Source organism: Rhodococcus sp. NPDC056506, from assembly GCF_042794945.1.
Lineage (GTDB): Bacteria > Actinomycetota > Actinomycetes > Mycobacteriales > Mycobacteriaceae > Rhodococcus_F.
Window position 1 is genome coordinate 105,169 of the sequence record NZ_JBHTSW010000006.1, and the last position, 13,057, is coordinate 118,225.

At 62.3% G+C, this 13,057-nt stretch carries 16 protein-coding genes; 9 read left to right on the forward strand and 7 right to left on the reverse strand.

Annotated features, from left to right (window positions below; translation table 11 throughout):
- The first annotated feature begins 101 nt into the window (after positions 1-101).
- Positions 102-542: a DoxX family protein gene (locus ACFQ6H_RS08210; protein WP_378447906.1), complete on the forward strand. Its 441-nt coding sequence runs from the start codon at positions 102-104 to the stop codon at positions 540-542.
- 104 nt (positions 543-646) lie between these two features.
- The gene (locus ACFQ6H_RS08215) at positions 647-1,636 is read left to right on the forward strand and encodes a diiron oxygenase (protein ID WP_378645285.1); all 990 of its coding nucleotides are present in this window, start codon (positions 647-649) and stop codon (positions 1,634-1,636) included.
- Positions 1,637-1,651: 15 nt separating this feature from the next.
- On the opposite strand, the gene ACFQ6H_RS08220 is transcribed toward ACFQ6H_RS08215, so the two are convergent.
- Positions 1,652-2,401 (reverse strand): TetR/AcrR family transcriptional regulator, encoded by a 750-nt coding sequence (locus ACFQ6H_RS08220; RefSeq protein ID WP_378637250.1) that lies wholly within the window; start codon positions 2,399-2,401, stop codon positions 1,652-1,654.
- A gap of 96 nt (positions 2,402-2,497) precedes the next feature.
- Here ACFQ6H_RS08220 and recO point away from each other — a divergent pair, with 96 nt between their 5' ends.
- The 3 genes from recO to ACFQ6H_RS08235 are packed head-to-tail and all read left to right on the forward strand — an operon-like array spanning position 2,498 to position 4,510.
- The gene (recO, locus tag ACFQ6H_RS08225) at positions 2,498-3,313 is read left to right on the forward strand and encodes a DNA repair protein RecO (protein ID WP_029255636.1); all 816 of its coding nucleotides are present in this window, start codon (positions 2,498-2,500) and stop codon (positions 3,311-3,313) included.
- Positions 3,270-4,088: an isoprenyl transferase gene (locus ACFQ6H_RS08230; protein WP_378447908.1), complete on the forward strand. Its 819-nt coding sequence runs from the start codon at positions 3,270-3,272 to the stop codon at positions 4,086-4,088. Before recO ends, ACFQ6H_RS08230 begins: the two co-directional genes overlap by 44 nt.
- A 14-nt stretch (positions 4,089-4,102) precedes the next feature.
- The gene (locus ACFQ6H_RS08235; protein ID WP_007731100.1) at positions 4,103-4,510 is read left to right on the forward strand and encodes a YbjN domain-containing protein; all 408 of its coding nucleotides are present in this window, start codon (positions 4,103-4,105) and stop codon (positions 4,508-4,510) included.
- Positions 4,511-4,515: 5 nt separating this feature from the next.
- On the opposite strand, the gene ACFQ6H_RS08240 is transcribed toward ACFQ6H_RS08235, so the two are convergent.
- Positions 4,516-4,947 carry a Fur family transcriptional regulator gene (locus ACFQ6H_RS08240; RefSeq protein WP_020908177.1) on the reverse strand — a complete coding sequence of 144 codons (432 nt, stop codon included), beginning with the start codon at positions 4,945-4,947 and terminating at the stop codon, positions 4,516-4,518.
- Between the two features lie 11 nt (positions 4,948-4,958).
- Positions 4,959-5,342, reverse strand: coding sequence for a metalloregulator ArsR/SmtB family transcription factor (locus tag ACFQ6H_RS08245; RefSeq protein ID WP_003944457.1), 384 nt, complete (start codon positions 5,340-5,342; stop codon positions 4,959-4,961).
- 198 nt (positions 5,343-5,540) lie between these two features.
- Here ACFQ6H_RS08245 and ACFQ6H_RS08250 point away from each other — a divergent pair, with 198 nt between their 5' ends.
- Both ACFQ6H_RS08250 and ACFQ6H_RS08255 read left to right on the forward strand, forming a co-directional pair.
- On the forward strand, positions 5,541-6,932 hold the full coding sequence (locus ACFQ6H_RS08250) for a glycine--tRNA ligase (RefSeq protein WP_003944491.1): 1,392 nt from the start codon (positions 5,541-5,543) through the stop codon (positions 6,930-6,932).
- A gap of 94 nt (positions 6,933-7,026) precedes the next feature.
- Positions 7,027-7,608, forward strand: a complete 582-nt coding sequence (locus ACFQ6H_RS08255; RefSeq protein ID WP_378645306.1) for a dihydrofolate reductase family protein — start codon at positions 7,027-7,029, stop codon at positions 7,606-7,608.
- On the opposite strand, the gene ACFQ6H_RS08260 is transcribed toward ACFQ6H_RS08255, so the two are convergent.
- Both ACFQ6H_RS08260 and ACFQ6H_RS08265 read right to left on the reverse strand, forming a co-directional pair.
- Positions 7,583-8,074, reverse strand: a complete 492-nt coding sequence (locus ACFQ6H_RS08260; protein ID WP_378645309.1) for a MepB family protein — start codon at positions 8,072-8,074, stop codon at positions 7,583-7,585. The genes ACFQ6H_RS08255 and ACFQ6H_RS08260 overlap by 26 nt on opposite strands.
- 47 nt (positions 8,075-8,121) lie before the next feature.
- The gene (locus tag ACFQ6H_RS08265) at positions 8,122-8,487 is read right to left on the reverse strand and encodes a nuclear transport factor 2 family protein (RefSeq protein ID WP_378645312.1); all 366 of its coding nucleotides are present in this window, start codon (positions 8,485-8,487) and stop codon (positions 8,122-8,124) included.
- Positions 8,488-8,611: 124 nt separating this feature from the next.
- Between ACFQ6H_RS08265 and ACFQ6H_RS08270 the strand changes: the two genes are divergently transcribed.
- Positions 8,612-9,418, forward strand: coding sequence for a helix-turn-helix domain-containing protein (locus tag ACFQ6H_RS08270; protein WP_378645314.1), 807 nt, complete (start codon positions 8,612-8,614; stop codon positions 9,416-9,418).
- Here the strand turns inward: ACFQ6H_RS08270 and ACFQ6H_RS08275 are convergent.
- Positions 9,393-10,130 (reverse strand): polyprenol monophosphomannose synthase, encoded by a 738-nt coding sequence (locus ACFQ6H_RS08275; protein ID WP_003944487.1) that lies wholly within the window; start codon positions 10,128-10,130, stop codon positions 9,393-9,395. The two genes, ACFQ6H_RS08270 and ACFQ6H_RS08275, sit on opposite strands and share 26 nt — an antisense overlap.
- 99 nt (positions 10,131-10,229) lie before the next feature.
- Positions 10,230-12,296 carry a TPM domain-containing protein gene (locus tag ACFQ6H_RS08280; RefSeq protein ID WP_378645317.1) on the reverse strand — a complete coding sequence of 689 codons (2,067 nt, stop codon included), beginning with the start codon at positions 12,294-12,296 and terminating at the stop codon, positions 10,230-10,232.
- 180 nt (positions 12,297-12,476) lie between these two features.
- Here ACFQ6H_RS08280 and ACFQ6H_RS08285 point away from each other — a divergent pair, with 180 nt between their 5' ends.
- Positions 12,477-13,055, forward strand: coding sequence for a YdcF family protein (locus tag ACFQ6H_RS08285; protein WP_128638009.1), 579 nt, complete (start codon positions 12,477-12,479; stop codon positions 13,053-13,055).
- Positions 13,056-13,057 lie beyond the last annotated feature (2 nt).

Below are 13,057 nucleotides of genomic sequence, written 5' to 3' on the forward strand. Positions count from 1 at the left end.
GTGCGTGGTAATTGCCGGCGCGATGAGTTTTCGATCGCTGGGGAGTCGTTATTGCAAGCGAAGTGGCAACCGGCCGCTCGCCTTCGCCCCGGGAGATTCCGATGACTACCCAGCCTGCCCACCACGACACCCTTTCCGGTGATGCAACACGAACGGCACCTTCGGGGACCGCGCGCAAGGTCGGATACGTCCTGAGTGGTCTGTTCGTACTTTTCATGCTGTTCGACGGCATCATTCACATCCTCAATCTGCAGACGGTCAAGGACGCCTCGGCCGAACTGGGGCTGCCCGACTCTCTTGCCCTGACAGCCGGGGTTGTGCAGTTGATCTGCCTTGCGCTGTACGTGATTCCGCGAACGTCCGTGCTCGGCGCGATTCTGCTCACCGGTTACCTGGGTGGCGCTGTGTTGACCAACCTTCGAGCTGAACAGCCTCTGGTGAGCACCACATTGTTTGCCGTCTACGCCGGAATCGTGATGTGGGCTGGACTGTATCTCCGAGATGAGAAGGTTCGCGAGATCATTCCGCTCCGTCGGGCCTGAAATCAGGCCACCGAAGGGGTTGCGTGGGACGCGGTGTCCCATTATGTTTGACCTCATTCAAGTCCGTCGACTGCAATCGGCGGACTGGCCGTGAGGAGACACCGATGGCTCGGTCAGCGTCGATCGAAGTGGAAATGCCGTACCACGAGGTACTGCAGACTTTGTCCGAGGGCTCCGTGGCCCGCAGTTTTGATCCCTACCTCGACATCGACTGGGATTCACCAGAGTTCGCGATCGATCCACATGATCCGAGATGGGTGCTCTCGTCCGTCTCGGACCCCCTCGGCGCGACGCAGTGGTACCAGGAGCAGTCCCTGGAACGTCGAATCGCGATGGGAATGTGGCGTCAGGCCAACGTGACCAAGGTGGGTTCGGCGTTCGAGAGCATCTTGATCCGGGGAATGCTGCAGTACATCATGGCGCTTCCCAATCAGTCACCCGAGTTCCGGTACTGCCTTCACGAGATGACCGAAGAGTGCAATCACATCCAGATGTTCCAGGAACTCGTCAATCGTATGGACATCGACGTGCCGGGTATGCGTCCGATGTTCCGGCGACTCTCGCCCATCATCGGAGTGCTGGGTGCCAAGTTCCCGGTCATCTTCTTCATAGGCATTCTTGCCGGAGAAGAGCCGATCGACCACTTCCAGAAGGACTTGATCCGCGAAGGTAAGGACACCCCGCCGGCGATGCTCCGCACCATGGAGATTCACATCGCCGAAGAAGCGAGACATATTTCGTTTGCGCACGAGTTCCTGCGCAATCACGTTCCCAGGCTCAGTCGTACCAGTCGGGCAATGACGTCGGTAGCCTTCCCCGGCGCGATGCGTTGGCTCGCAGGCGAAATCATGTCACCGCCCAAGGAATTCGCCGAAGAATTCGGCATTCCCGAAGACGTGATGGCGAGTGCTTTCTGGGGCAGCCCGCATTCCCGCCGAATTCTGGGGAACTACTTCGGTGAAATGCGGGCCCTGGCAGACGAACTCGGTCTGATGAACCCGGTGTCGAAGCGGGCGTGGCGAAAGCTGGGCATCGACGGCGACTACGCACGCTATCGCGGCGAGCCGAAGCGCTCCGACAAAACACGGATCTAGTCAGGTGGCCCGGATCTAGTCAGGCAGCGAGGACTGGCCGTCGGAGGACACCAGTTCAGCGATGAGCGTGGACAATTCGACGTGGGGATCGATCGTGAGGCCGCTCGAGCGGGCAACGCCGTCGAACATGTACCAGGTGTATTTCGCGAGGTCGGCGACGATCTCTGCGCGGCTCGGTTTCGGATCATTGCTTCGAACCCAGTGTGTGAGCGTGCCCTCGACCATCGTCACCACTGCGAACGGCAGTGAATCGAAGGGCGACGAATCGATCCCCACGCTTCGGCCGACTTCGGTGATGGTGGCCAGGGCCGAGTCGGCGATTGTCGCCTTCAAGCTGCTGATCGCGTCGATGCTCTCGTCGTCGTAGTCGGTGGGGCCGGTACCCATGAACTCGTGAATCCGAGGATGCTCGGTGATCCACTCGGCGACGGCGCTGATGGTGCGGGTCAGGATCTCGTCGAGTGTTCCCACCGAAATGCTCATCGACGCATCCAGGGCCGCGGCAAATTGGCCGAGCACAAACGCTCGGACTCGTCGATCGAGGTCGTCGCGGCCGCTGAATTGCCGGTACACCACCGACTTGGCGAGACCGGCCCGGTCGGCGATCTGCTGAACGGACACCTCGGCGCCTGCTGCCCGCTCTTCGATCAGTTCGACCGCCGAGGTGAGTATCCGTTTCTGACGCTCGGAGTTGTGGCGCTCCCACCGCGCTTCGCGACCGGTCAACTCCGCAGTGACAGGTTGCGCAATTGCGTCGCTCGGCATCGGGCCAGTCTATCCGGACGGACCTGGCGCATTTCCGAACTGTCATCGGGCGCGGCATCGGGATCGGTCGTCGGTACAACGTGGGACACTGGTCGAGTGAGGTTGTATCGAGACACGGCGGTGGTGCTGCGCCTGCACAAACTGGGCGAAGCCGACCACATCGTCACGTTGCTCACCCGTCAGTTCGGGTTGGTGCGTGCCGTGGCCAAAGGTGTCCGCCGGACAACCTCCAAATTCGGCGCCAGACTCGAACCGTTTGCTCACATCGACGTACAGCTTCTCCCCGGCAAGAATCTCGACATCATCACCCAGGTGCAGACGGTCGATGCGTTCGCCACCGACATCGTCGACGACTACAGCCGGTACACCACGGCCTGCGCCGTACTCGAAACTGCCGAGCGGTTGGCTGGTGAGGAACGTGCGCCGGCCCCGCAGCTTCAGCGATTGACGGTGGGAGCACTGCGCGCGATCGCCGAGCAGGCACGACCGGTCGAGTTCGTGCTCGACGCGTTCTTGTTGCGAGCCATGGGCTATGCGGGTTGGGCACCTGCCCTCGAAGAGTGTGCCCGCTGCAGCGCTCCTGGACCGCACCGGGCATTTCACGTCGCCGCAGGTGGAGCCGTGTGTACCTATTGCCGCCCGGCGGGTGCCGCGACGCCGTCGCCCGGAGTGCTCGACTTGATGGAAGCCCTGCTCCGAGGGGAGTGGGAGGGTACCGATTCGGCGCCCGCGACTCTGCGGACGCAAGCCAGCGGACTGGTCGCGGCACACCTGCAGTGGCATCTCGAACGCCAATTGCGGACGTTGCCGCTGATCGAGCGTTCGAGGCCGCATGCAGCCGTCGAGGTCGACTTGCCCGTGAGGCAGGATGGAACCCGTGATTCGACGACGCGAACCGCGAACTCCGCTTGATTCTGCTGCTGAACGGGTGATCCGGCCACCGGACCCACATCCGTCCGGGGCGACCCCTCCGATCCTGCAGACCGAACTCATCCCGCGCCACGTTGCGTTGGTGATGGACGGCAACGGTCGGTGGGCTCAGGAGCGCGGTTTGCCGCGAACCGCCGGGCACGAACGCGGCGAAGCTGTCCTGATGGACACGGTGTGCGGTTGCATCGAGATGGGCGTCGAGTGGCTCTCCGCCTACGCCTTCTCCACCGAGAACTGGAAGCGCAGTCCCGACGAGGTTCGATTCCTGATGGGCTTCAACCGTGACGTCATCCGTCGCCGACGTGACGAGATGAACGAAATGGGTGTGCGTGTTCGGTGGGCCGGCCGTAAACCGCGCCTGTGGGCGAGTGTGATCAAGGAACTCGAGATCGCCGAAGAACTGACCAAGAACAACACCGTCATGAACTTGACCATGTGCGTGAATTACGGCGGTCGGGCCGAAATTGCCGATGCGGTAAAGGAAATCGCGAAGCGCGTCGCCGCCGGCGAGATCAATCCGGACAAGATCACCGAGGCGACGGTGGCCAAGTACCTCGACGAGCCCGACATGCCCGACGTCGATCTGTTCCTGCGCCCGTCGGGAGAACAGCGGACGTCCAATTTCTTGATCTGGCAATCCGCCTACGCCGAAATGGTGTACCAGGAGAAGCTGTTTCCCGATTTCGACCGCCGCGACCTCTGGGCCGCGTGCGTCGAATACGCCTCACGCGACCGTAGATTCGGTGGCGTCAAATGACGACAGGGGAGAACATGACCGACACCACCGACGAAGCAGCCCGCCTACAAGAACGCGCGGCCGCCTCGCTGGCGCATTTCGTGACGGTCGATGTGGCTGCCGACGGATCACTGGGTTTTCAGTACTCCGGCGCGCTGTGTTCGATCCAGGCGATGAATCTGTCCGAGGGTCTGGATGTGCTGTCCATGACGTGTGTTCTCGCGTGGGACCGGCCGGTCAGCGCGGCACTGCATCGCAAGGTGGCCGAGCGGAATCGGACCATCCAATTCGGCTCGATCGCGGTGTTCGGTCACGGCAGTCTGGCGGACGTCATCCTGCGGTACACGTTCCCGGCGGCCGGACTGGACGACGAGGCACTGACCACGATGTTGCTACTGGCGCTCACCGGTGCAGATACCGCCCGGCAGGGTTTGATTCCCTGACGCTCTCAGGAGGCGGCGCAGTCGCGGCAGGTACCGAAGATCTCCACGGTATGGCTCACTTCGGTGAAACCGTTGTCCTCGGCGATGGTCTGTGACCACTGCTCGACGGTCGGGCCCTCGACCTCGACGGTGAATCCGCAGTTGCGGCATACCAGGTGATGATGGTGGCCGGAGGAGCACCGACGGTAAACGGACTCGCCCGTGTCGGTGCGCAGAACGTCGATGGTTCCGGCGTCGGACAGTGCCTGCAGCGTGCGGTAGACGGTGGTCAAGCCGATGCCCTCACCGCGCTTGCGCAGTTCGTCGTGCAGTTCCTGTGCCGACTTGAATTCGTCGATGTCGTCGAGCAAGGCGGAGATTGCGCTGCGCTGCTTCGTGGAACGAACGCCGACGGTGGCCGGTCCACGTTTCGAGGTCGTACTGCCCGGAGTGTTCATGCGGTGGAATCTCATCCTTCTTCGGCGTGGGCGACAGCGTCGACGACGATGTGTGCGAGGTGATCGTCGACGAGTCGATAGAGAACTTCTCGTCCGTTGCGTTCGCCGCGGACGACGCCCGCTGCTTTGAGAACGCGCAGATGCTGGCTGATGAGTGGCTGAGTGACACCGAGAGCGCCGACGAGTTCGTGAACGCAGCGCTCCGACTCGTGCAGTTGGAGCACGATCGCGATCCGGACGGGTGCAGCCAGTGCCCGCAGAATTTCGCCGGCGGCCGCCAAGGTCTCCTTGGGTGGCACGGGCGCGGGAGGTGCGGCTTCGAACGGGTCGTGCGTGTGTCCGAGGTCGGAATGATCATGGCTTTTGTGGAGATCGCCGGTATCCGCAATGCTCACAGCGAGGCTCCTTCGAGGGGTAGATCATGATGTCCGGGCATAGCCATCTCACCACATTATTGCAAATCACTTTCATTTTGATATGCACAAGTATGCATGTCAACCTTGGACGGAAGTGCGTGGCAGCCGCCAGATAGGCTGATGGTGCGAAAAGCGCACGAAAATCATGCATCTATTACCCAGATGGAGAGCAATCGAGTGGCACCCAAGTCCAAGATCGAAGCCGTTGTCAATCTCGCCAAGCGGCGAGGCCTGGTCTACCCCTGCGGTGAGATCTACGGCGGTACCAAGTCCGCATGGGACTACGGCCCATTGGGTGTCGAGCTCAAGGAGAACATCAAGCGCCAGTGGTGGCGCAACATGGTCACCAGCCGCGAGGACGTCGTCGGCCTCGACTCGTCGGTGATTCTGCCTCGCGAGGTGTGGGTCGCATCCGGTCACGTCGGTGTCTTCAACGACCCGCTCGTCGAGTGCCTCAACTGTCACAAGCGTCACCGTCAGGATCACCTGCAGGAGGCGTACGCGGAGAAGAAGAAGCTCGACAACCCGGACGACGTCTCGATGGATGTCATCGGTTGCCCCGACTGCGGCACCGTCGGCCAGTGGACCGAACCGCGCGACTTCAACATGATGCTCAAGACGTACCTCGGCCCCGTCGAGAGCGAAGAGGGCATGCACTACCTTCGCCCCGAGACCGCTCAGGGCATCTTCGTGAACTTCGCCAACGTGCTGACCACCTCGCGTAAGAAGCCGCCGTTCGGGATCGGCCAGATCGGCAAGAGCTTCCGCAACGAGATCACCCCCGGCAACTTCATCTTCCGTACCCGCGAGTTCGAGCAGATGGAGATGGAATTCTTCGTCAAGCCGGGCGAAGACGAGCAGTGGCATCAGTACTGGATCGACTACCGCCTGGACTGGTACACCGGCCTCGGTATCAACAAGGACAACCTGCGTCTGTACGAGCATGCGCCGGAAAAGCTTTCGCACTACTCGAAGGGTACGACTGACATCGAGTACCGCTTCCACTTCCAGGGCAGCGAGTGGGGCGAGCTCGAGGGCATCGCGAACCGTACCGACTTCGATCTCTCGACGCACTCCAAGCACTCGGGCACCGAGCTGAACTACTACGACCAGACGACGGGCGAGCGTTACACGCCGTACGTCATCGAGCCGGCGGCCGGTCTCACGCGTTCGCTGATGGCCTTCCTGGTCGACGCCTACACCGAGGACGAGGCGCCCAATTCCAAGGGCGGCGTCGACAAGCGCACGGTGCTCCGCCTGGATCGTCGACTCGCTCCGGTGAAGGCTGCCGTTCTGCCGCTCTCGCGTAACGCGGACCTGACGCCCAAGGCAAAAGACCTTGCAGCGCAGCTGCGTCAGAACTGGAACGTCGAGTTCGACGATGCCGGCGCCATCGGTCGTCGTTACCGTCGCCAAGACGAGATCGGCACACCGTTCTGCATCACGGTCGACTTCGACACTCTCGAAGATCAGGCCGTCACTGTTCGTGAGCGTGACTCCATGGCGCAGGAACGCGTCGCCCTCGATCAGGTGGAAAGCTACCTGGCCGCACGGCTGATCGGTTCCTGATTCTCGTTCGAAGCTGACGGGCGGTTCTTCTCAATCGAGAAGGACCGCCCGTTTTCTCTTTCCCCGATGGTCCTTCAGGCGCAGGATCGAAGTTATGAGAAAACTCAGCGTGACCAACAGCGTGACTCTCGACGGTGTCATGCAGGCACCTGGTGGGCCGGACGAAGACCGTCGTGGCGGATTCGAGCACGGTGGGTGGGCGGCACCTTTCAGCGATTCCGTCATGGCGCAGAAGATGGGGGAGGGAATGGCGAAGAAATCAGAGTTGCTCTTCGGGCGCAGAACCTACGAGAACTTCGCCTCGTACTGGCCGTTTCAGACCGACAATCCGTTCACCGAGGTGCTCGACAACACGCAGAAGTATGTCGCTTCAAGAACTTTGGGTGAACCGCTCCCGTGGAAGAACTCGACCTTGTTGAAAGGTGATGCTGCCGATGCCGTAGCCGCGCTCAAGGAAAGCGAGGGTCCGGATCTGGTAATTCTGGGCAGTGGAGACTTGATCGCGTCATTGGCCGAGCGGCGCCTCGTCGACACCTACACCCTGCTCATTCATCCGCTGGTTCTCGGAACCGGGCGCAGATTGTTCCCCGACGGCGCTGCGCTCGCTCAGTTCACCCTCGTCGACAGCGTCCCCACGACAACCGGCGTCATCATTGCGACTTATCAGGTGAGCTGAACACAGTTGAGGTGAACGCAGTTGAGCTGAACACATCGGGGAACTCGCCGAAATGCCGCAACTGCCAGCGCTGAGTTCTGACTGCCTGCACACTGGTCGGCGTGACCCAGGGCGGATAGACCCGGATAGCGCGCTTACCGCCCGAGAAGTTGGTCGACACGATGTCGTGTTCGACGAGGGTCTCGACAGGAAAGACGAAGTGCCCCAGATGTTCTTCGTCGTGCACCTTCACCACGAACAGCATGACGCCGTCGGTGGCGTCGAAGGGGCGGATGGGCCCGGCATCGGAACGGCGCCATAGCGTGACGAATTGGCCCAGTTTGGTAGGCGTCGTCTTGGCGATTCGATACACGGTCATGAGTCCGTTGACGGTCAGCGTGTGAGCACTGTACTCGGCGCCCTCAGGCTCGGGAATCGGTGTGGACCAGGTAAATCCGTCGGCGTTCATCGGCAACGATGATGGCACGAACCACCGACAGCCTTCGTGTCGAACGCTGTCGGTGGAAGGCCGCTTCAGGCTGACGGCACCTTGTCGAGGAACCCGAGGACAAGCGTCAGACGCCCGTCGTCATCGCGTTCGAGTACGTCGAATCCGTCGATCAGTGACTCGGCCCCCGACGGGCCGAGAGCCCAGCCGAATCGCGCCTGCCGGTGGTGTGCGTCCACCGCTCCGACGAGAGTGAAGCGCATGCCCGGAAACTGTTGCTGCACAGCGTTGATCATCGCGTCGATCTGTTCGTGTCCGGTGACGTCCGCCAGCGGATCGGTGTAGCGACCGGCTGGTGTAAACAGTTGTTCGATCCGCGCTTTACGGGCGGTGGTATCGGTTTCGTTCCACATGTCGATGTAGGCATCGGCAATGGCGTCGAAGTCGCTCATGGTAACTCCCTTGATCAGTACCCGGCGTTCTCGCCGGCTGATATCACTGTTGTGCCGAAACTGCTTCGGGTCGATTACCTGTGAGGTCATGTCCTCGGCTACCTCGGGTCGCTACCGTGGGGGAATGACCTTCGAGACGATGGACGTTGGCACAGAACTCAAACGGTGGCGGGAGCGGCGAAGGCTCACTCAGTTGGGTCTCTCGACAACGGCAGGAGTGTCGACCAGACATCTGAGCTTCATCGAAACCGGCCGCTCCAAACCCAGTCGGGACATGATTCTTCACCTATCTGATTGCCTGGATGTTCCTCTACGGCAACAGAACACGCTTCTACTGGCATGTGGTCACGCGCCGGAGTACTCGCAGAAGTCGTTGGTGGAAGCGCCGATGTCAGCAGTGAGTGAGGCCATCGATCGCATCATCGACGCGCATGACCCGTATCCGGCGGTGGTGATCGATCAGCAGTGGGAGATGGTAGCCGGGAACCAGGCCGTGGGAATTTTGACCGAGGGCGCCGCTGCGTTCCTTCTGGAACCACCGGTGAACGTCTTGCGGTTGAGTTTGCATCCCGAGGGAATGGCGCCGCGGATCGTCAACCTCGCGCAGTGGCGGACGCACCTGCTAGCCAGGCTGGCGCGGGAAGTGGAGGTGAGTGCCGATGCGCAGTTGGCGTCGTTGCTCGACGAGCTGCGCGGCTATCCGAGGGGAGGGGACTGGCACGACGACCGCGCAAATTCCCTGCTGGTTCCGTTGCGTGTACGCGCCGGCGATACCGAACTGGCGATGTTCAGCACCACCACAGTGTTCGGTACGCCGCGCGACGTCACGCTCGCAGAGATTGCGATCGAATCGTTCTACCCGTCGGACAAGCAGACGGCCGACTACTTTCGATCGGCCGCCGAGGTCACAGAGACTTCTTGCCGAACTTGAGCTTCCACGGCACCAGAGCAGACTCCAACTGAACCGAGAGACTCATCTTGGAGACGCCTTCGGTGCGCTCCTCGAAGCGGATGGGCGTTTCGGCGATCTTCATGCCGCGCTGAACAACTCGGTAGTTCATCTCGACCTGGAACGCGTAGCCGTTGCTCTGCACCGATTCGACGTCGATGTCGCGCAAGGTCTTTGCATGCCACGCCTTGAAGCCGGCGGTCGCATCCTTGACGTGAAGTCGCAAAATGGCGTTGACGTAGAAGTTCGCCCAGGCTGACAGTGCCTTGCGGTGCCACGGCCAGTCGCCGGCGACTGCGCCGCCTTCGACGTAACGGGAGCCGAGAACGACTGCCGCATCGGTAGTGGTGAGGATCTCGATCATGGCGGGGATCGCTTCGGACGGGTGCGAGAGATCTGCGTCCATCTGAATGACGATGTCTGCGTTCTCCGCCAGAGCCCGGCTCATGCCCGCGACGTAAGCACGACCGAGACCGTCCTTGACCGTGCGGTGCAGTACTCCCACCGGGATGGGGCCGTCGATACCCAACTTGTCGGCAACCTCGCCCGTACCGTCGGGGGAGTTGTCATCCACCACGAGGACGTGCAGGTTCGGGATCTTCAACGCGGCGAGGCGATCGACGAGCTTTGGCAGGTTCTCACGCTCGTTGTATGTAGGTACAACGACGGTTATCTGCGGGGCGACGCTTTCCATAACACCTTCGTATGATCTGTGATCCCGACTTGCCGGATGAAGCGTACGACGAGTGCGGTCGTGAACAAAGTACGGATTTTACTACCTCGACGGGATCCGTCAGAACCGGCCGCCGCCGCCTCGGCTCGTTCGGCCACCGCCGCCGCCGCCGAAACCACCGCCGCCGCCCCCGCGTCCGGAGCGCCCACTGCTGCTCGGCCCGCCGTACGAGCGGGGTCCTCCGCCGCCTCGCAGAATGCTGTTGATCAGGATCCCACCGAGAATCGCTCCCGTCGCATCGCCGCCACCACCGCGGGGTCGTTGGCTAGCTTCCCAGGTGTTGACGTCGTTCTGCGCGGCGCGAAGTGAGTGCGTCGCCAAGGTGGTCGCTGCCTGGGCGTGTTGGAGTGCCTTCGACGGATCCGAAGTTTGCAATTGTTGGGCAGCCTGCAGGTGCCGCTGAGCCTCCGCGTAGCGAGTGCGGGCCTCGGCCCCGATCGCGCCGCGTCTGGTTCCGAGGAAGTCACCGGCAGCCGTCACCTGGGCCTGTGCGGCCAGAATGTCCTGGGCGAGGCGCTGCTGCGCCCGTTCGAGCTGCTGCTTCTGCTCCTGAGCGTCAGCAAGCAGCGCGTCGAGTTGGGCGTCGGCCGCGACGATCTGGTTGAACGCCGTCAGTGGATCGCTGTCCTTGGACGTCTGGGCATTGGCCAACGCTGACTGAGCCGCCGCCTTCGCGTCCGCCAATTTCTGCCCGCCCTGCGCCAGGTAAGCGTCCGCAGCGGTGATGCCCTGCTGGACGTCCTCCATCGCGGACGGAAGTGTCGCGATGGCGTTTCGGATGTCGTCGGCGGCGTGATCGACGCCGTCGAGCAGCTTGCGGGCCTGATCGAGAGCTGCTTCGGCCGTCCGAATTGCGGTGACGGCGGCGCCTTGCTTGCCGGCCGGCAGCGCCGTGGCGTCTCGACCTTCTTCGATCGACTTCTCGGCGAGCGTCAACCGTTCGCTCGCCATCGTGACGTTGTTCACCACCGACGCCAGCGTCGGCGCGGGGAACTGATCCTTCAGTTTGGTCAGAATCGCCTCGGACTCAGGCAAGCGCACGCTGAGAGCAACGACACTCTGCGTCAGAGCGTCGAGGCGTGCCGGGGCGTTGATGAGGAGGTCGCGAAGCCCGTCGAACTCGTCGACGCGAGCTTCGAGTTCTTGGTCGGCTCGACCGCACGAGGAGATGATGTCGATCAGCATCTGACGGCGTTGGTCGGGAGTTTCCGGGATGGCGTCGTCGAGCCGCTGCCTGATCGCGAAGGCTTCGGCGAGGGTGGCCTTGGCCTTGTCGAAAGCCGCGGAGAAGGGCGCAACAGCGGAATCTCCGAACTCGCTGCGGGCCAGATCCAGCTCTTCCTGGCTGCCGGCGATCGCGTTGTCCGTCTCGACGAGGATTTCCTTCGCGCGTTCGTCGAGTGTGGGCAGCGGGAGTGCGTTGAGGCTGGCGAGGTCGTCGGGGGCGATGTTCTTCGCGGCCTCCACGCTTGCCTTGTTCTTGTCGTTCTTCCGCTTCCTCGAGTACAGGACTACGCCGCCCGTTCCGACCACCACAGCGCCACCCGCGATGAGGAGTGTTCCGACTCCCATTCCGCCGCTCGTGTTGTTCGCGTCGCCGAGTGCGCCGGCTGCTGCAATAGCTGCGCCGGTCCAATCATCCTCGGCGAGAGCCGGTTCCACCGCGTCCGAATTGATCGACTCGATGTCGGAATCGGTGATGTTGCTGAGTTCAGCTGGAACGTCGAGGTAGTAGGCGCGCTCTGCCGTGGCAACTGCAAGCAGGACGGACTTGGTACTGAGCGTCGACTTGGTGGCCGTCTGCTGCGCCCATGCCTGGCCACCGAGGTTGTTGAAGTCGGGGACGAATGCGACCCACAGGTCGATCTGGTGGTCCTCGCTGAGTTGATCGATCGCGGCTTGGATGTCGCTGCGTTGACCGGCGTCGAGAACCCCGGAGGTGTCGGTGATGTGATTCGGCAACACCATCGGGGCGTCCGCCGAGGCGAGCGCAGGGCTGAAGACGAGCGCCAACAAAGCGAAAATCGCGGCGACGGCGGCGGCGCTTCCCCGGCGCCGAACGGGTCGGGTGGTTGTCCGACTCTGCTCTACAGAGGACAACTGCGCGAAGTGTGGTGCGAGGGCCATGACGCAAATCTATCCGTTGTGGCGCGTCGGCATCGGAGGAGATCGCTGCGAACTGGCAGAATTGCGGGAGTGAAACCTGCTTTCGGTAACCGCCCCCACGATCCATCACCCTCACGGGCGGGCGGCTTCGGTGCAGGATTGGCTCGTTGGACGCGGCGATTGATCGCCGGCGCCGTGTTGATGGCAGTGGTCCTGGTCGGCGGTACCGCATTCCGGGTGTGGCAGGTGGCCCGCATCGACGACACGCGGCCGGCCGACGCGATAGTCGTTCTGGGCGCAGCTCAGTATTCCGGCACTCCGTCGTCTGTCTTCGAAGCCAGACTCGAACAGGCGTACAAGCTGTACAAGCGCGGAGTGGCTCCGCAGATCATCACCGTCGGCGGTAAACAAGAAGGTGACGAGTACACCGAAGCGGCGTCGGGAAAGATGTATCTGACCGATCGAGGGATTCCGTCGAGTGCGATCACCGCTGTGGAGACCGGTTCGGACACTCTGCTCAGCATCGATGCGGTGAGTGCCGAGATGTCCTCGCAGGGCATCAATTCCGCAGTCCTGGTCAGTGACCCGTGGCACTCGTTGCGCACCCGGACGATGGCCCGCGACACGGGACTTCAGGCGTGGACTGCACCGACTCGTCAGGGCCCGGCCGTGTTCACCCGCGAATCCCAGTTGCACGGAATCGCTCGCGAAACCGGCGCGCTGCTCTGGTATCAGCTCACACACTTCTCGGCAGACTTCCCCTACACGGCAGGGCAATAGAA